Below are 15,710 nucleotides of genomic sequence, written 5' to 3' on the forward strand. Positions count from 1 at the left end.
ACCAGCCTTCGGACATTATTTAATCTTATTAAAATTTTAACCCACTTTCCCGGGCTGCATTAGCTAAAGCCTTTACTCGTCCATGATATTTATACCCAGATCTATCAAATGCAATGTTTGCTATTCCGAATTTTATACCTTTATCAGCTATCCGTTTTCCCACAAGAACTGCAGCTTTAATATTTCCACCTGAATTAAGCGCACTTCTAACCTCAGGCTCTAAAGTTGAAGCACTGGTTATCACTTTATTATTTTTATCATCAATTAATTGTGCATATATATGCGAATTACTTCTATGAACAGATAATCTTATTAAACCTAATTTAGCAATTATTGCTCTAGCTTTTTTTGATCTCTTAATACGTTTATTTTTTGAGTTCAACATATTATTTCACTTATTTTTTCTTCGTTTCTTTAAGTACTATAACTTCATCTGAATAACGAACACCTTTACCTTTATATGGCTCTGGTTTTCGATAAGCTCTAATATTCGCAGCGATTTGCCCTACTTTTTGTTTATCGATTCCTTTAACAATTATTTCTGTCTGTGATGGTGTTTCAATTCTAATTCCATCTGGAATTTCAAAATCAATAGGGTGTGAGAATCCCAATGTAAGATTTAATTTATTAGCAGATGCTTGTGCTTTGTATCCTACGCCTACTAATTGCAGTTTCTTTTCAAATCCTATCGAAACTCCACACACCATATTAGCTATTATCGCTCTAATGGTTCCTGAAATTGCATTTGTCTGTTGCGATTCAGATATTTTTTTTATTTTCAAGAAACCATCCTGCATATTGAATATAAGATCGTCAGTTACTGAATGCTGCAAAGCACCTAACGGTCCTTTTACGTGAATATTATCCTTTGTTATATACACTTCCACATTTGAGGGAATATTTATTGGATTGCTACTAACTCGTGACATTTTATATTAAATCCTTTACACAACAGTACATAAAAGCTCGCCGCCAATACCCATCACTCTGGCTTTATTTTGCGTCATTACACCCTTCGATGTTGACACTATCGCAATTCCCAATCCATTCATTACATTTGGCAAGCTCTTACTGGATTTATATATTCTCAAACCAGGCCTACTCACTCTTTTAATATTCTCAATCACTGCTTCACCAGCATGATACTTAAGAGCTATTTCTAGTATATTTTTATTATTTACACGAATAACATTAAAATCATTAACGTATCCTTCTTCTTTCAATACATTCGCTATCGCAGATTTTAAATGTGAATTTCCCATGCTAACAATCTGTTTTTTAGCTAACTGCGCATTTCGAATTCTAGTTAACATATCAGCAACAGGATCACTCATACTCATGTCAATATACTCAACTAATAATAAATTAAATATTCAAAATATTGAAAACGTTTTACTACATTTTTTTATTACTACCAACTTGCTTTTATGAGACCAGGAATTTTACCACTCATAGCCATATCTCTTAATTTGTTTCTTCCAAGTCCAAATTTTGAATAAACTCCTCTTGCCCTTCCAGTTAGAGCACAACGTTTTCTGTATCGAACAGGACTTGAATTTCTTGGAAGTTTTTGTAATTCTTGACGCGCAATATAGCGATCATCATCACTTAAAGAAAAATTATTTATTTGTTCATATAAATTTTTTCTTTTAGCTGCAAATTTATTAATTATTTTCTGTCGCTTATCATTTCGGTTGATGACTGCAAGCTTTGCCATTTTTGATCTCAGTTCTTAAAAGGAAAGTTAAATGCCGCTAACAAAGCTCTTGCTTCTGTATCATTTTTTGCTGTTGTAGTGATAGAAATATTCATGCCACGTAAGGCATCTATCTTATCATAATCAATCTCTGGAAAAATAATCTGCTCTTTAATGCCCATATTATAATTGCCTCTACCATCAAAAGCTTTTCCCGATATACCTCTAAAATCACGTATTCTAGGAATTGCAATCGTAATTAGTCTATCGAGAAACTCATACATTCTAATTTTTCGCAAAGTTACCATGCATCCAATAGGATAATCTTTTCTTACTTTGAACGTTGCAATTGATTTTTTTGCTTTTGTCACTACAGGTTGTTGACCACAAATCTTTTTTATGTCAGAAATTGCATTTTCAATTAATTTCTTATCTGTCGTTGCTTCACCAAGTCCGATATTGAGTGTTATCTTACTAATGCAAGGGACTTCCATTTTTGATTTATATCCAAACTGCTCCGTCAATTCTTTTGTTATTGTGTTTCGATAATAATCTTGCAAGCGAGCCATACAATCTTATCTCCTTTTATTTTTCAATCTGCTCATTAGTGGATTTAAAAATACGCACTTTATTTTCTGTTAATAATTTAAAACCGACTCTGTCCGCTTTTTTAGAAGTAAAATTATAAATTGCTACATTAGATATATGTATAGCAGCTTCCATGCTCATTATCCCGCCTGTTACACCTGTTGCCGGGTTTGGTTTTTGATGTTTCTTAACTAAATTCACACCTTGAATTACTAAGTAATCTGATTTGATAGCGCGAAGTACCGTACCTCTTTTTCCTTTATCTTTACCAGCGATTACAATGACATCGTCACCTTTCCGAATTTTTCGCATACCTATTCCTTTTTACTTCTACAAAACTTCTGGAGCAAGCGATACAATTTTCATAAAACGAGCATTACGCAATTCTCTGGTAACGGGCCCAAATATACGCGTACCTATTGGCTCTAGTTTATTATTTAAAAGTACAGCTGCATTTTCATCGAATTTTAATAAAGAGCCATCTATACGCCTTATACCTTTTGCAGTTCGAACCACTACCGCATTGTAAACTTCACCTTTTTTTACTCTACTTCTGGGCGCAGCATCTTTCACACTAACCTTAATTATATCCCCAATGCCAGCATATTGCCTTTTAGAACCACCAAGGACTTTGATACACATCAGCGACCTTGCACCAGTATTATCTGCGACTCGTAATATCGATTGCATTTGTATCATTTATTATTCTCTTTTACTAAAAAATATGGCAAATAATTGTAACTTCTATTCACTAAACTTTATTTATTTGCTTTACAACATTCCAACTTTTAGTCTTGGATATAGGTCGACATTCCTCAATTAGTACAATATCGCCAATAGAGAACTTATTGTCAGCATCATGTGCATGATACTTCTTAGATCGAGTTATATATTTCCCATAAAGTGGATGTTTTATTCTACGTTCTACTAAAACTGTGACAGTTCTCTCCATTTTATTACTCGTAATTTTTCCTGTCAGAGTGCGTTTTAATTTTTCATTATTCATAATTAATTCACTTTTTGTTTTATGACAGTTTTGATTCTTGCTATATCTTTTCTAACCGCTTTCAGCTGACTTGTGTTTGAAAGCTGTTGCGTTGCTAATTGCATTCTTAAACCAAATTGGACTTTTAATAATGTGATCAATTCCTTATTTAACTCAGTTAAAGATTTTTCTCTTAGCTCACTAGCTTTCATTGTTATCCACCAATCTGTCTAATTGTAAATACTGTTTTAATCGGTAACTTTGCTGCAGCTAATCTAAATGCTTCTTTTGCCAATTCTTCTGTAACACCATCCATTTCATATAATACTTTTCCGGGTTGTATTTCTGCTACGAAATACTCGGGACTTCCCTTTCCATTTCCCATTCTAACTTCTGCTGGTTTATGTGAAATTGGCTTATCAGGAAAAATTCGTATCCAGATACGTCCACCTCTTTTAATATGCCTAGTCATCGCTCTACGTGCCGCTTCAATTTGACGCGCCGTTAATCGACCTCGATCAATCGCTTTTAAGCCAAATTCTCCAAAACTGACTTTCGATCCGCGCGTTGCGATTCCCGTATTTCTTCCTTTTTGCTGCTTTCTATATTTTGTTCTGGCTGGTTGAAGCATTTCTTTCCTCAGTGCTATTTAATTTGATAATTAAATGTTCTAAAAAACATATTTATACGATTATCATAATTTAATGCTTAGTCAGTATTTGTATCAAATTCTTTTGCAAATGAAGTTGCAGTTTTTTTGCTAATTTTTTTCTTTTCATTACTTAAATTTGCACTTGAAATGCCAAGATTATTTAAATCGCTCTTTCCCAATATTTCGCCCTTAAAAATCCAAACCTTGATACCGATAATCCCATACGTAGTTTTAGCTTCGGATGTACCATAGTCAAGATCAGCTCTTAACGTGTGAAGTGGTACTCGGCCTTCACGATACCATTCAGTGCGAGCTATCTCAATTCCATTCAATCTTCCAGAGCTCATTATTTTAATACCTTGTGCCCCCAGTCTCATTGCATTCTGCATCGCTCTTTTCATTGCTCTCCGAAACATAATTCTTTTTTCTAGCTGTTGCGCAATATTATCAGCGATTAGTTGTGCATCTAATTCTGGTTTTCTAATTTCTTCAATATTTACATGTACTGGAACTCCCATTCGTTTTTGGAGTTCAGTACGCAATATCTCTATATCCTCACCTTTCTTTCCAATAACAACTCCAGGACGTGAGCTATATATTGTAATTCTGGCATTCTTTGACGGTCTCTCTATTAAAATTCTGCCAACCGACGCATTTTTTAGTTTTTCATTAAGAAAAGCCCGTACTTTTATGTCTTCATTGAGCATAATCGCAAAACTATTGCTAGTTGCATACCATTTAGATTGCCAATTTTTTTGAACTGAAAGCCGGAATCCGGTTGGATGTATTTTTTGACCCATATCAACTAACGCCTTTACTTTTATTTGATCAAACTTTTACTGTCACTCACAGTCAGTGATATGTGACATGTTGGTTTTACAATTCTATTTCCACGGCCTTTCGCGCGCGCGCTTGTGCGCTTCATCAATGTCCCGCGATCAATAAATATTGACGAAACTCTGAGTTCATCAATATCTGCTCCTTCATTGTGCTCTGCATTCGCAATGGCGGATTCCAAAATCTTGCGTATTATCTCAGCTCCTTTTTTAGGGCTAAAAGTTAAAATATTGAGAGCTTTATCAACAGGCAAACCTCTAATTTGATTAGCTACTAAACGTCCTTTTTGTGCTGATAATCTAATACTACGCAATTTAGCAGTTGTTTCCATTATCATATTTCCTATCGTTTAGTAACTGCTTTTTTATCACCAGCATGACCTTTGAAGGTACGAGTTAGCGAAAACTCGCCAAACTTGTGACCGATCATATTCTCCGTAACTAAAACAGGAATATGTTGCTTTCCATTATGTACGGCTACGATCATTCCTATAAAATCTGGTAATATTGTTGAGCGCCTTGACCATGTTTTTATTGGTCTTTTGTCATTTGTTTCCCGTGCTTTCAAAATTTTTTGCATCAAATGAATATCGACAAATGGTCCTTTCTTTATTGATCGTGCCATTTAATAAATCATCCTTTTTTCGAATAACGATGACGAATTATCATCACTTCTGTTCGTTTGTTTTTTCGAGTTCTATAACCTTTAGCCGGTACTCCCCAAGGACTTACAGGATGCCTACCGGCTGACGTTCTTCCTTCACCACCTCCATGCGGATGATCGATAGGATTCATCGCAACTCCTCTAACAGTAGGCCTAATTCCACGCCATCTCACAGCTCCAGCTTTACCGATTGATCTCAAGCTATGCTCAGCATTACCAACTTCTCCGATTGTCGCACGACAATCAATATGAACTTTTCGCATTTCTCCAGAACGGAGTTTCAATTGTGCATAATTTCCTTCTCGTGCTTGTAGCTGAATAGACGCACCCGCTGATCTTCCCAGCTGCGCTCCTTTCCCCGGCAACAACTCTACGCAGTGAATGATTGTTCCCATCGGTATATTGCGCAATGGCAATGCATCTCCAGGTTTTATTTGTGCACTCTTACCGCTGCCAATTTTTGCTCCGACAGTTAAGCCTTTCGGTGCAATGATATATCTTCTTTCTCCATCTTGGTAGCAAACCAGAGCTATATTAGCAGTTCTATTTGGATCATATTCAATACGCTCTACTATTGCAGCTATATTATCCTTATTACGCTTGAAATCGATTAGTCTATAATGATGCTTGTGCCCACCACCGCGATGCCTAACCGTTATATGGCCATGATGATTTCTGCCTGCAGTTTTTACTTGTTTCTCAATTAGATTTTTATAAGGCTTACCCTTATATAAATCCTTATTGATTAATTTTACAACTGTTCTTCTTCCAGGCGATGTTGGTTTCTGTTTAACGAGTGCCATCATTTAACCTCTGCACTTGAAAAATTGGTGAAGCTCAATTCTTGTCCAGATTTAATACTTATGATGGCTTTTTTCCAGTCACTTCTTCGCCCCATAAAACGACCAATTCTTTTCTTTTTCCCTTTTACATTAATGGTCTGAACATTTTTTACTTCTATTTTCTGCTCTTTCCATAATAATTCTATAGCATCCTTTATTTCTTTTTTGGTTGCATCGATTGCAACCCGAAATATCGTTTGATTATTTTTTTCCCCAATAAATGTTGCTTTTTCTGATATATGAGGTGCTAATATTATTTTTAATAAGCGTTCCTGATCAATATTCAATCCTTTCATGACAAAAGCTCCTCAAGCTCCTTCAATCCTGCAAATGTTAGTAAAATTTTTTCAAACTTTAAAAGACTAATCGGATCTATATTCCTTACTTCCACAACAGAAACTCGCGGGATATTTCTTGATGATAAATATAAATTATCGTCCACCTGATTTGTTATTAACATTACTTCATTTAATCCAAAAACTGCTAGTTTTTCTTTAAAAATTCTGGTCTTATGAGTGTCAATGTTAAATTTATCTGTAACTAGCAATCGCTCATCACGTATTAATTGCGATAAGATGACACTCATACCAGCACGATACATCTTTTTGTTTAATTTTTTTCTGAAATTTTCATCTGGGCTATTTGGAAAAATTTTTCCACCCCCTCTCCAGATCGGACTTGACGCCATTCCGGCACGTGCACGCCCTGTTCCCTTCTGTCGCCATGGCTTTTTGGTTGATTTCGCAACATCTGAACGCCCTTTCTGCGCTCGAGTAGCACTTCTCGCATTCGACAAATAAGATGTTACAATTTGATGAACAAGTGCTTCATTGTAATTTCTATTAAAAAGCTCATCAGAAACAGTAATATTTCCTGATGTCTGATTTTTTTCACCAATAAGCTTTAGCTCCATTACCTGTTCACCTTATTCTTTGTTTTACTAATTTATTTATTTCTTCACTTTAATGCTTGGGCGCACAATAACGTTCCCTCCCTTAGATCCGGGTATCGCGCCTTTGACTAGCAGTAAATTTCTCTCATTATCAATTCTTAAAATCTCTATATTTTGCACAGTTCTTTGTACGTTCCCCATATGACCGGACATTCTCTTTCCTGGAAATACTCGTCCTGGATCTTGAGCCATTCCGATCGATCCCGGTTTGTTATGTGCTTTTGAATTACCGTGACTGGCTCTATTTGACGAAAAATTATGTAACTTTATGGTACCGGCGTACCCTTTACCAATAGTTATCCCAGATATATCTACCTTTTGACCTACTTTGAAAATGTCACATTTAACATTTTCTCCATTTTGAATTTGATTAAGCGCATCGTCTGTATGCACACGAAATTCTTTCATAATGCTTCCAGCTTCCACACCTGCCTTTGCAAAGTGCCCTGCAGCTGATTTATTAACTCTACTCGCTCTTCTTCTTCCAAAAGTTAATTGAATACCAGAATAACCGTCGGTTTTAGTCTTTTTTATCTGAGTTATACGATTATTGGAAGCATCAATTACCGTTACAGGTAAACTATCCCCATTGTCAGTAAAAATTCGCGTCATCCCGATTTTACGACCAATCAACCCTATACTCATACCTAGCCTCTTTTAATCCACATGTATCATTACTTTATAAAAAGTATTTACTCAAACAATATCGAATTTTCTTGTCTTTCAAACTTACCATGAAAATTTTTTATAGTTTAATTTCGACATCAACACCAGCCGGCAAATCCAATTTCATCAATGCATCGACTGTTTTATCTGTTGGATCAATAATATCCATCAATCTCAAATGTGTTCTGATCTCAAATTGATCGCGAGATGTTTTATTTACATGAGGAGATCGAAGCACATCAAAACGTTCTATGCGAGTAGGCAATGGTACGGGACCTTTGACTACAGCCCCTGTCCTCTTAGCCGTTTCAACAATCTCAAGTGCTGATTTATCTATCAATCGATAATCAAAAGCCTTAAGGCGAATTCTAATTTTTTGATTTTGCATATTTTTAATCCTGAGTTTAAAAATTAAACACTACAATCTGATTAAACTCAATTTTTCAAGATCCTTAAAATCACTCGATGATTTTTGCGACCACGCCGGCACCTACCGTTCTTCCACCCTCACGTATCGCAAACCTCAATCCATCTTCCATCGCAATCGGCGCTATCAAATTCACTGTTACCGATACGTTATCCCCAGGCATCACCATTTCCGTGCCAGCCGGCAGTTCGATCGCTCCCGTCACGTCCGTCGTCCTAAAATAAAATTGCGGACGATAGCCAGGGAAGAAAGGTGTATGTCTTCCACCTTCATCTTTACTTAACACATAAATCTCTGCTGTGAATTTGGTATGCGGCGATATACTGCCCGGTTTTGCCAATACCTGACCACGTTCCACTTCTTCCCGCTTCGTGCCTCGCAGCAATATTCCAACATTGTCTCCCGCTTGCCCCTGATCCAGCAGTTTACGGAACATTTCTACACCAGTACATACCGTTTTCAGTGTAGGCTTGAGACCAACAATCTCTATCTCGTCACCTACTTTAATGATCCCTCTTTCCACGCGACCCGTTACAACCGTTCCACGACCTGAAATCGAGAATACATCTTCCACAGGCATGATGAAAGCACCGTCAATTGCGCGCTCCGGTTGCGGTATATAACTATCCAACGCTTCCGCCAATTTCAAAATGGAGGGTTCGCCGATATCGCTTTGATCACCTTCCAGTGCTTTCAGTGCCGAACCGACAATAATCGGGGTATCGTCGCCCGGGAAATCATATTTGGATAATAGTTCGCGTATTTCCATTTCGACTAGCTCGATCAATTCAGCATCGTCAACCATGTCCGCTTTGTTCATATATACAATGATGTAGGGAACACCCACTTGGCGCGCCAGCAGTATATGTTCACGCGTTTGCGGCATCGGGCCGTCAGCGGCCGATACAACCAGAATCGCTCCATCCATTTGTGCTGCGCCCGTGATCATGTTCTTCACATAATCCGCGTGTCCAGGACAGTCCACATGCGCGTAATGACGATTCGCTGTTTCGTATTCCACATGCGCTGTATTAATGGTAATTCCACGCGCACGCTCTTCCGGCGCCGAGTCAATCTGATCGTAGCTCTTCGCTTCTCCGCCAAATTTCTTCGTCAATATCGTCGTAATCGCCGCCGTTAGCGTCGTCTTACCATGATCCACGTGTCCTATCGTTCCAACATTTACGTGTGGCTTCGATCGCTCAAATTTACTCTTTGCCATGTCTGTTCCTTTTACACTCTTAACAATTCAATTATTTTTTGTTAATTATCGCATCTGCCACATTCTTTGGAGCTTCAGAATAATGTTTAAACTCCATTGAATAAGTTGCCCTTCCTTGTGTAGCGGACCTCAGCGCCGTTGAATAACCAAACATCTCCGCCAACGGAACTTCAGCGCGAATTACTTTAAATCCAGGCACATCTTCCATTCCTTGTATCATGCCGCGCCTTGATGATAAATCTCCTACCACATTACCCATAAAATCTTCGGGAGATTCAACCTCTACCGCCATCATTGGCTCTAATAACACCGGACTGGCTTTACGCATACCATCTTTAAATGCTATCGATGCTGCCATTTTGAATGCGTTTTCATTAGAATCAACGTCGTGATATGAACCATCAAAAAGAGTAACTTTAACATCAACAACCGGATAGCCCGCCAGCACCCCACTTGGCAGTGTCTCCAACAATCCTTTTTCGACTGCCGGTATATATTCGCGAGGCACTGCTCCACCTTTTATCTCATCGACAAACTCAAAGCCCTTACCTGCTTCATTCGGTTCCATTTTTAGCCATACATGACCGTATTGACCACGCCCGCCTGATTGTTTAACAAATTTCCCTTCTATTTCCACAGATTTTCTTATTGCTTCGCGATAGGCAACTTGTGGCGCACCAACATTCGCTTCCACACCGAATTCCCGTTTCATGCGATCCACAATAATTTCTAAATGTAACTCTCCCATTCCAGAAATAATTGTTTGGCCCGATTCTTCATCAGTCCGCACCCTAAATGAAGGGTCCTCTTGCGCTAATCTGTTAAGCGCAATTCCCATTTTTTCCTGATCTATTTTTGTTTTTGGCTCAACAGCGACATGAATTACTGGTTCAGGAAAATCCATTCTTTCCAATGTAATCACTTTTTGCGGATCACATAGAGTATCCCCCGTGACGACATCCTTCAAACCGACGGCAGCCGCTATATCACCCGCACGCACTTCTTTAATTTCTTCACGCTGATTAGCGTGCATTTGCAGAATCCGACCAATTCTTTCTTTTTTGCCCTTAACCGGATTATAAACCGTATCACCAGACACAACGACACCCGAATAAACCCGGAAGAAAATTAGCTGCCCTACATAAGGATCTGTTGCAATCTTGAATGCCAATGCCGAAAATGGTTCGTTATCGTCTGCACTACGTTTATCTGCCTCACCATTTTCACTCTCACCCTGTATTGCCAATATATCCGTAGGCGATGGCATATAATCTATAACCGCATCCAGCATCGCTTGCACACCTTTATTTTTAAAGGCCGTGCCACACATCATAGGCACTATTTCATTATTTATTGTTCGCGTGCGCAAACCACTCTTGATCTCGGGAATTTCCAAATCCCCGTTTTCAAGATACTTATTCATTAACTCTTCATTTGCTTCCGCCGCGGATTCAACCATTTTTTCACGCCATACCTTAGCATCCTCTTTTAAATTTGCAGGTATGTCTCGTTCTTCAAATTTCATTCCACGACTTTCATCATCCCAGTAAATAGCCTTCATCTTTACCAGATCGACAATACCCTCAAACTTATCTTCAGCACCAATTGGCAACTGTATCGGCACTGGCACTGCTTTTAATCGCGTTTTAATCTGCTCATAAACACGCATAAAATTTGCACCCGAACGATCCATCTTATTCACAAACGCTAAACGGGGCACTTGATACTTATTTGCTTGCCTCCAAACCGTTTCTGTCTGCGGTTGCACGCCACCTACCGCGCAAAAAACCGTACACGCCCCATCCAGCACACGTAGCGAACGTTCTACCTCAATAGTGAAATCGACGTGCCCAGGAGTGTCTATGATGTTAATCCGATGCTCGGGATAATTTCCGCCCATCCCTCTCCAGAAACAAGTCGTCGCTGCTGACGTAATCGTAATACCTCTTTCCTGCTCCTGCTCCATCCAGTCCATAGTTGCCGCGCCATCATGAACTTCACCCAGTTTATGTGACACACCAGTATAAAAAAGCACACGCTCGGTAGTCGTCGTTTTTCCCGCGTCGATATGCGCCATAATACCTATGTTTCTATAACGCTCTATTGGAGTTTTTCTTGCCACAGTTAAATGCCTTACGATTAATTCAACTTATATTCGCTAAACGCCGGATGTTCGGCTGCATTAAAATCTAAAGTGCGAGAATGCCTTATTGGATTCTGCCATTCTATGAACTTCTTCCCGTTTCTTTACCGCACCACCACGCCCTTCTGCCGCTTCGGCCAATTCACCCGCCAATCTCGCATCCATCGATTTTTCGCTTCTCTTTCTGGCTGCATCCCTTAACCAACGCATGGCCAACGCATTACGACGCACTGACCGCACCTCAACCGGCACTTGATAGTTGGCTCCACCCACACGGCGACTTTTTACTTCCACAATTGGACGAACATTAGTCAGTGCTTGCGTAAAAACTTCTAATGGATCACTTCCGGTTTTTTTGCTTATATGCTCCAACGCACCATAAATAATTCTCTCGGCCACGGACTTTTTACCACGCGTCATAAGCACATTTACAAACTTTGCCAATTCGACATTATGGTATTTTGGATCCGGCAATATTTCCCGCTTTGGCACTTCTCTACGTCTTGGCATTACACAACCTCACACATTACGCAAATTTTTTGCAATTTCTCTAAAATTCTGCATCTAACAAATTTAACAACAACCCTTAAGCAGTTTTTGGTTTCTTAGAGCCATATTTTGACCGCCCCTGCTTGCGATCTTTAACTCCTGCCGTATCCAGACTACCCCTAACGGTGTGATAGCGCACACCCGGCAAATCCTTTACACGACCACCGCGTATCAGCACAACCGAGTGTTCCTGAAGGTTATGTCCTTCGCCACCGATATAACTCGTTACCTCAAAACCATTCGTCAATCTAACCCTTGCCACCTTACGCAGTGCCGAATTCGGCTTTTTGGGCGTTGTCGTATACACCCTTGTGCATACTCCTCTTTTTTGCGGGCTGTTCTCTAGCGCTGGAACATTACTTTTTACTCGTTTAGCAACGCGCGGTTTTCGAACTAACTGACTGATTGTCGGCATTTCTGTATCCTAAAAAACTGTGATGGCTTATAACCACCCTTCATTTGATTTGTTTGATCTGCTTATTTGTTGGTTTATTTAAACTTTCCAACGCAGTTCATTGATCATTTATTTACCCGCTTCTCACTTTCTCTAAGATGCGGCAAAAAAGAGAGCGGATTCTATTGTGTTTATCAATGTATGTCAACATAAAGATAGGCTACCTTTAAATTCCTGACAATATATTTTTTCACTGCCGATTAATCCCTGAAATTTTGAAATTGCAGCGGAAAATCATCAATCATTTTTCTTATCAACTGAATTGTTTCTTGCAGCACATCCTTCTTTGCTCCTGTTACACGTACCACATCCCCTTGAATGCTGGCTTGCACTTTAAGTTTGCTGTCCTTTATATGCTTGATAATTTTTTTCGCTAATTCCGTTTCCAATCCCGTCTTAACGGTCACTGTCTGCTTTACTTTGTTTCCGCTGATTTTCTCCACTTGACCTTTTTCCAGACAACGCACGTCGACGTTACGCTTTGTTAATCTGGTTCTGAGAATATCCAGTATCTGTTCCAGCTTAAACTCGTCATCGGCAAACACTGTCAACTGAAAATCCGTTTGCTCGACTCCGGCATCGGAGCCCTTAAAATCAAACCGGGTACCTACCTCTTTGTTCACCTGATCGACAGCATTTCTGACTTCTTGTTTATCCACTTCCGAAACGATATCAAACGTAGGCATTATTTCTCTCTTCGCCGCAGCAATTGATCTTATTTTTCCAAACCTGCCATACAAAAAAACCGATTACTCTGTTTCTGCTGACGAGTTTGAAGAAGTTATTTTTTGATTTTTTTCTTTTCAGCATTAGCCGCAATACGCATTCTCAAAGCATTCAATTTGATGAATCCCGCCGCATCCCCTTGATTGTAAGCACCGGCGTCGTCTTCGAACGTCGCAATGGTTGGATCAAACAAGGAATCGGTTTGCGAATCCCGGCCGGCCACAATGACATTTCCTTTATATAGCTTCAATCTCACCCAGCCATTTACTTTTTCCTGACTCGCATCGATCATCGTTTGCAACATTTTGCGTTCCGGACTCCACCAATAACCGTTGTAAATCAGAGCTGCATAGCGTGGCATCAAGTCGTCTTTTAAATGCGCCACTTCGCGGTCCAGCGTAATCGACTCTATGGCGCGATGCGCTCGCAACAAAATTGTTCCACCCGGCGTTTCATAACACCCGCGCGACTTCATGCCGACGTAGCGATTCTCCACCAAATCCAGTCGGCCAATGCCGTGTTTTCCGCCTAATTGGTTAAGCTTTTCCAGCACACTCGCCGGTGATAATGCAGTGCCGTTCAATGCCACTACATCCCCTCGTTTAAACTCTATGTCCAGATATTCAGGTTGGTCCGGCGCTGTTTCCGGCGACACACTCCAGCGCCACATGGATTCTTCCGGTTCCACCGCCGGATCTTCCAGAATTCTGCCCTCATAAGAAATATGCAACAGGTTGGCATCCATACTGTAAGGTGATCCTGCTTTCTTCTTCATTTCGACCGGGATACCGTGCCGCTCGGCGTACTGCAACAACTTCTCCCGGGAGGTTAAATCCCATTCACGCCACGGCGCGATCACATGAATATCCGGCTGCAATGCATAATAACCCAACTCGAAACGCACTTGATCGTTACCTTTACCGGTTGCACCATGAGAAACCGCATCCGCGCCGGTCTCCTTGGCAATCTCAATTTGCCTTTTGGCAATCAGCGGACGCGCAATACTGGTACCCAGCAAATACTCACCCTCGTAGATCGTATTGGCCCGGAACATAGGAAACACAAAATCGCGCACAAATTCTTCGCGCAAATCATCAATATAAATTTCCTTCACACCGAACTGTTTTGCTTTCGCACGCGCCGGTTCGACCTCCTCGCCTTGCCCGATATCCGCGGTAAAGGTAACAACTTCACATTGATAGGTATCCTGCAACCATTTCAGAATCACAGAAGTATCCAATCCTCCGGAAAATGCCAACACCACTTTATTAATTTTTTTCATTATTCCCAATAGATTCGTTTATTCAGCGCCATAAAGATACGATATTGCGCGCTTAGTTGATTTCAAATTCCCGACTTAACTTCCTGTATTGACTCTGCCCAACAGCAAATACTCCATCAATGCTTTTTGCGTATGCAGCCGGTTCTCGGCTTCGTCCCATACCACCGATTGCGGTCCATCCAGCACTTCGGCGCTGACCTCTTCACCCCGATGAGCCGGCAGGCAGTGCATAAACAATGCATCCGGTTTTGCCAGTGCCATCATTTCCTGATCGACACAGAACTCGGCAAAGTCATTTTTTCTTTGTTCCGCTTCCGCTTCGAATCCCATACTGGTCCACACATCGGTGGTGACCAGATCAACTCCCGTTACTGCCTGATGGGGGCTGGTAAATTTCTCAAAGTGTGCGCTGCTTTTCAGTCCTATCCGATCTGGATCGATATCGTAACCAGGTGGTGTCGAGACATGCACTTTGAAATTGAAAATTTCGGCCGCTTGCAGCCAAGTGCTGCACATATTATTGGAATCGCCGATCCATGCTACGGTTTTGCCTTCAATAGCGCCGCGGTATTCAATATAAGTAAAAATATCACTCATGATCTGACAGGGATGATACTCATCGGTTAAACCATTGATAACCGGCACTCTGGAGTATTCCGCAAAGCGGCTGACAATGTCATGCTGATACGTCCGGATCATCACCAGATCGACCATGCGGGAAATCACACGCGCCGCATCTTCCACCGGTTCCCCGCGTCCCAGCTGAGTATCGCGCGTCGACAAATAAATGGCTGCACCGCCCAATTGATGCATACCGGCTTCGAACGATAAGCGCGTGCGTGTCGAACTCTTGTCGAATATCATCGCCAGCGTACGATCCGTCAACGGCCAGTATTGCCGGTATTGCTTGAACTCTTGCTTTATCCAGCGGGCGCGCGCGAACAGATGCTCATATTCGTCACGACTAAAATCTTTGAATTGCAGAAAATGCTTTAATTGCATAACAGGGTAAATAGCTAATCAGCC

Annotated in this window: 25 protein-coding genes; all 25 read right to left on the reverse strand. The window is 40.4% G+C overall.

The features are described 5' to 3' along the window. Positions 1–28 precede the first annotated feature (28 nt). The 25 genes from rplR to argF all read right to left on the reverse strand — a co-directional run bounded on the left by rplR (position 29) and on the right by argF (position 15,686). A complete protein-coding gene (rplR, locus tag HRU78_11705) occupies positions 29–382 on the reverse strand; it encodes a 50S ribosomal protein L18 (GenBank protein ID QOJ25039.1) in 354 nt (117 codons plus the stop codon). Positions 383–395: 13 nt separating this feature from the next. Then, a complete protein-coding gene (gene rplF, locus HRU78_11710; GenBank protein QOJ24227.1) occupies positions 396–929 on the reverse strand; it encodes a 50S ribosomal protein L6 in 534 nt (177 codons plus the stop codon). A gap of 15 nt (positions 930–944) precedes the next feature. After that, positions 945–1,340 carry a 30S ribosomal protein S8 gene (gene rpsH, locus HRU78_11715; protein QOJ24228.1) on the reverse strand — a complete coding sequence of 132 codons (396 nt, stop codon included), beginning with the start codon at positions 1,338–1,340 and terminating at the stop codon, positions 945–947. Between the two features lie 71 nt (positions 1,341–1,411). Further along, positions 1,412–1,717: a 30S ribosomal protein S14 gene (rpsN, locus tag HRU78_11720; protein ID QOJ24229.1), complete on the reverse strand. Its 306-nt coding sequence runs from the start codon at positions 1,715–1,717 to the stop codon at positions 1,412–1,414. Positions 1,718–1,725: 8 nt separating this feature from the next. After that, positions 1,726–2,265, reverse strand: a complete 540-nt coding sequence (gene rplE, locus HRU78_11725; GenBank protein QOJ24230.1) for a 50S ribosomal protein L5 — start codon at positions 2,263–2,265, stop codon at positions 1,726–1,728. Positions 2,266–2,281: 16 nt separating this feature from the next. Further along, positions 2,282–2,596, reverse strand: coding sequence for a 50S ribosomal protein L24 (rplX, locus tag HRU78_11730; protein QOJ24231.1), 315 nt, complete (start codon positions 2,594–2,596; stop codon positions 2,282–2,284). Positions 2,597–2,614: 18 nt separating this feature from the next. Then, entirely contained in the window at positions 2,615–2,983 is a 369-nt protein-coding gene (gene rplN, locus HRU78_11735; GenBank protein QOJ24232.1) for a 50S ribosomal protein L14, read from the reverse strand. A 52-nt stretch (positions 2,984–3,035) separates the two neighbouring features. Next, complete coding sequence (rpsQ, locus tag HRU78_11740) at positions 3,036–3,290, reverse strand: 30S ribosomal protein S17 (protein ID QOJ24233.1); 255 nt, start codon at positions 3,288–3,290, stop codon at positions 3,036–3,038. A 2-nt stretch (positions 3,291–3,292) separates the two neighbouring features. After that, on the reverse strand, positions 3,293–3,481 hold the full coding sequence (rpmC, locus tag HRU78_11745; GenBank protein ID QOJ24234.1) for a 50S ribosomal protein L29: 189 nt from the start codon (positions 3,479–3,481) through the stop codon (positions 3,293–3,295). Between the two features lie 2 nt (positions 3,482–3,483). Next, entirely contained in the window at positions 3,484–3,900 is a 417-nt protein-coding gene (gene rplP / locus HRU78_11750) for a 50S ribosomal protein L16 (protein QOJ24235.1), read from the reverse strand. Positions 3,901–3,977: 77 nt separating this feature from the next. Then, on the reverse strand, positions 3,978–4,721 hold the full coding sequence (rpsC, locus tag HRU78_11755; protein ID QOJ24236.1) for a 30S ribosomal protein S3: 744 nt from the start codon (positions 4,719–4,721) through the stop codon (positions 3,978–3,980). A gap of 20 nt (positions 4,722–4,741) precedes the next feature. Continuing rightward, positions 4,742–5,089, reverse strand: a complete 348-nt coding sequence (rplV, locus tag HRU78_11760) for a 50S ribosomal protein L22 (GenBank protein QOJ24237.1) — start codon at positions 5,087–5,089, stop codon at positions 4,742–4,744. An 11-nt stretch (positions 5,090–5,100) separates the two neighbouring features. Continuing rightward, positions 5,101–5,382, reverse strand: coding sequence for a 30S ribosomal protein S19 (gene rpsS / locus HRU78_11765; GenBank protein QOJ24238.1), 282 nt, complete (start codon positions 5,380–5,382; stop codon positions 5,101–5,103). 8 nt (positions 5,383–5,390) lie between these two features. Then, positions 5,391–6,224, reverse strand: coding sequence for a 50S ribosomal protein L2 (gene rplB, locus HRU78_11770; GenBank protein QOJ25040.1), 834 nt, complete (start codon positions 6,222–6,224; stop codon positions 5,391–5,393). Further along, positions 6,224–6,559, reverse strand: a complete 336-nt coding sequence (gene rplW, locus HRU78_11775; protein ID QOJ24239.1) for a 50S ribosomal protein L23 — start codon at positions 6,557–6,559, stop codon at positions 6,224–6,226. The genes rplB and rplW overlap by 1 nt, the downstream gene beginning before the upstream one ends. Further along, positions 6,556–7,176, reverse strand: a complete 621-nt coding sequence (gene rplD / locus HRU78_11780; protein QOJ24240.1) for a 50S ribosomal protein L4 — start codon at positions 7,174–7,176, stop codon at positions 6,556–6,558. Before rplD ends, rplW begins: the two co-directional genes overlap by 4 nt. A gap of 36 nt (positions 7,177–7,212) precedes the next feature. Further along, on the reverse strand, positions 7,213–7,860 hold the full coding sequence (gene rplC / locus HRU78_11785) for a 50S ribosomal protein L3 (GenBank protein ID QOJ24241.1): 648 nt from the start codon (positions 7,858–7,860) through the stop codon (positions 7,213–7,215). Between the two features lie 100 nt (positions 7,861–7,960). Beyond that, positions 7,961–8,269, reverse strand: a complete 309-nt coding sequence (gene rpsJ / locus HRU78_11790; protein ID QOJ24242.1) for a 30S ribosomal protein S10 — start codon at positions 8,267–8,269, stop codon at positions 7,961–7,963. 70 nt (positions 8,270–8,339) lie between these two features. Then, entirely contained in the window at positions 8,340–9,530 is a 1,191-nt protein-coding gene (gene tuf, locus HRU78_11795) for an elongation factor Tu (protein QOJ24243.1), read from the reverse strand. Positions 9,531–9,561: 31 nt separating this feature from the next. Next, positions 9,562–11,652, reverse strand: coding sequence for an elongation factor G (fusA, locus tag HRU78_11800; protein QOJ24244.1), 2,091 nt, complete (start codon positions 11,650–11,652; stop codon positions 9,562–9,564). 60 nt (positions 11,653–11,712) lie between these two features. Continuing rightward, entirely contained in the window at positions 11,713–12,183 is a 471-nt protein-coding gene (gene rpsG, locus HRU78_11805; protein QOJ24245.1) for a 30S ribosomal protein S7, read from the reverse strand. 76 nt (positions 12,184–12,259) lie between these two features. Next, entirely contained in the window at positions 12,260–12,637 is a 378-nt protein-coding gene (gene rpsL / locus HRU78_11810) for a 30S ribosomal protein S12 (protein QOJ24246.1), read from the reverse strand. Between the two features lie 239 nt (positions 12,638–12,876). Beyond that, positions 12,877–13,362 (reverse strand): YajQ family cyclic di-GMP-binding protein, encoded by a 486-nt coding sequence (locus HRU78_11815; GenBank protein ID QOJ24247.1) that lies wholly within the window; start codon positions 13,360–13,362, stop codon positions 12,877–12,879. Positions 13,363–13,457: 95 nt separating this feature from the next. After that, positions 13,458–14,684: an argininosuccinate synthase gene (locus HRU78_11820; GenBank protein QOJ24248.1), complete on the reverse strand. Its 1,227-nt coding sequence runs from the start codon at positions 14,682–14,684 to the stop codon at positions 13,458–13,460. A gap of 75 nt (positions 14,685–14,759) precedes the next feature. After that, positions 14,760–15,686: an ornithine carbamoyltransferase gene (gene argF / locus HRU78_11825; protein QOJ24249.1), complete on the reverse strand. Its 927-nt coding sequence runs from the start codon at positions 15,684–15,686 to the stop codon at positions 14,760–14,762. Positions 15,687–15,710 lie beyond the last annotated feature (24 nt).

Source organism: Gammaproteobacteria bacterium, assembly GCA_015709635.1.
Lineage (GTDB): Bacteria > Pseudomonadota > Gammaproteobacteria > Burkholderiales > Nitrosomonadaceae > Nitrosomonas.

Coding starts and splice junctions, on each gene's coding strand:
- rplP (QOJ24235.1), bottom strand. CDS start 3,900: ATGCTTCAACCAGCCAGAACAAAATATAGAAAGCAGCAAAAAGGAAGA.
- HRU78_11820 (QOJ24248.1), bottom strand. CDS start 14,684: ATGAAAAAAATTAATAAAGTGGTGTTGGCATTTTCCGGAGGATTGGAT.
- rpsQ (QOJ24233.1), bottom strand. CDS start 3,290: ATGAATAATGAAAAATTAAAACGCACTCTGACAGGAAAAATTACGAGT.
- rpsN (QOJ24229.1), bottom strand. CDS start 1,717: ATGGCAAAGCTTGCAGTCATCAACCGAAATGATAAGCGACAGAAAATA.
- rplB (QOJ25040.1), bottom strand. CDS start 6,224: ATGGCACTCGTTAAACAGAAACCAACATCGCCTGGAAGAAGAACAGTT.
- rpsS (QOJ24238.1), bottom strand. CDS start 5,382: ATGGCACGATCAATAAAGAAAGGACCATTTGTCGATATTCATTTGATG.
- rplC (QOJ24241.1), bottom strand. CDS start 7,860: ATGAGTATAGGGTTGATTGGTCGTAAAATCGGGATGACGCGAATTTTT.
- rplN (QOJ24232.1), bottom strand. CDS start 2,983: ATGATACAAATGCAATCGATATTACGAGTCGCAGATAATACTGGTGCA.
- rpsJ (QOJ24242.1), bottom strand. CDS start 8,269: ATGCAAAATCAAAAAATTAGAATTCGCCTTAAGGCTTTTGATTATCGA.
- rpsH (QOJ24228.1), bottom strand. CDS start 1,340: ATGAGTATGAGTGATCCTGTTGCTGATATGTTAACTAGAATTCGAAAT.
- rplW (QOJ24239.1), bottom strand. CDS start 6,559: ATGAAAGGATTGAATATTGATCAGGAACGCTTATTAAAAATAATATTA.
- rpsC (QOJ24236.1), bottom strand. CDS start 4,721: ATGGGTCAAAAAATACATCCAACCGGATTCCGGCTTTCAGTTCAAAAA.
- rpsL (QOJ24246.1), bottom strand. CDS start 12,637: ATGCCGACAATCAGTCAGTTAGTTCGAAAACCGCGCGTTGCTAAACGA.
- tuf (QOJ24243.1), bottom strand. CDS start 9,530: ATGGCAAAGAGTAAATTTGAGCGATCGAAGCCACACGTAAATGTTGGA.
- rplE (QOJ24230.1), bottom strand. CDS start 2,265: ATGGCTCGCTTGCAAGATTATTATCGAAACACAATAACAAAAGAATTG.
- rplX (QOJ24231.1), bottom strand. CDS start 2,596: ATGCGAAAAATTCGGAAAGGTGACGATGTCATTGTAATCGCTGGTAAA.
- rpmC (QOJ24234.1), bottom strand. CDS start 3,481: ATGAAAGCTAGTGAGCTAAGAGAAAAATCTTTAACTGAGTTAAATAAG.
- rplF (QOJ24227.1), bottom strand. CDS start 929: ATGTCACGAGTTAGTAGCAATCCAATAAATATTCCCTCAAATGTGGAA.
- rplD (QOJ24240.1), bottom strand. CDS start 7,176: ATGGAGCTAAAGCTTATTGGTGAAAAAAATCAGACATCAGGAAATATT.
- rpsG (QOJ24245.1), bottom strand. CDS start 12,183: ATGCCAAGACGTAGAGAAGTGCCAAAGCGGGAAATATTGCCGGATCCA.
- argF (QOJ24249.1), bottom strand. CDS start 15,686: ATGCAATTAAAGCATTTTCTGCAATTCAAAGATTTTAGTCGTGACGAA.
- HRU78_11815 (QOJ24247.1), bottom strand. CDS start 13,362: ATGCCTACGTTTGATATCGTTTCGGAAGTGGATAAACAAGAAGTCAGA.
- rplV (QOJ24237.1), bottom strand. CDS start 5,089: ATGGAAACAACTGCTAAATTGCGTAGTATTAGATTATCAGCACAAAAA.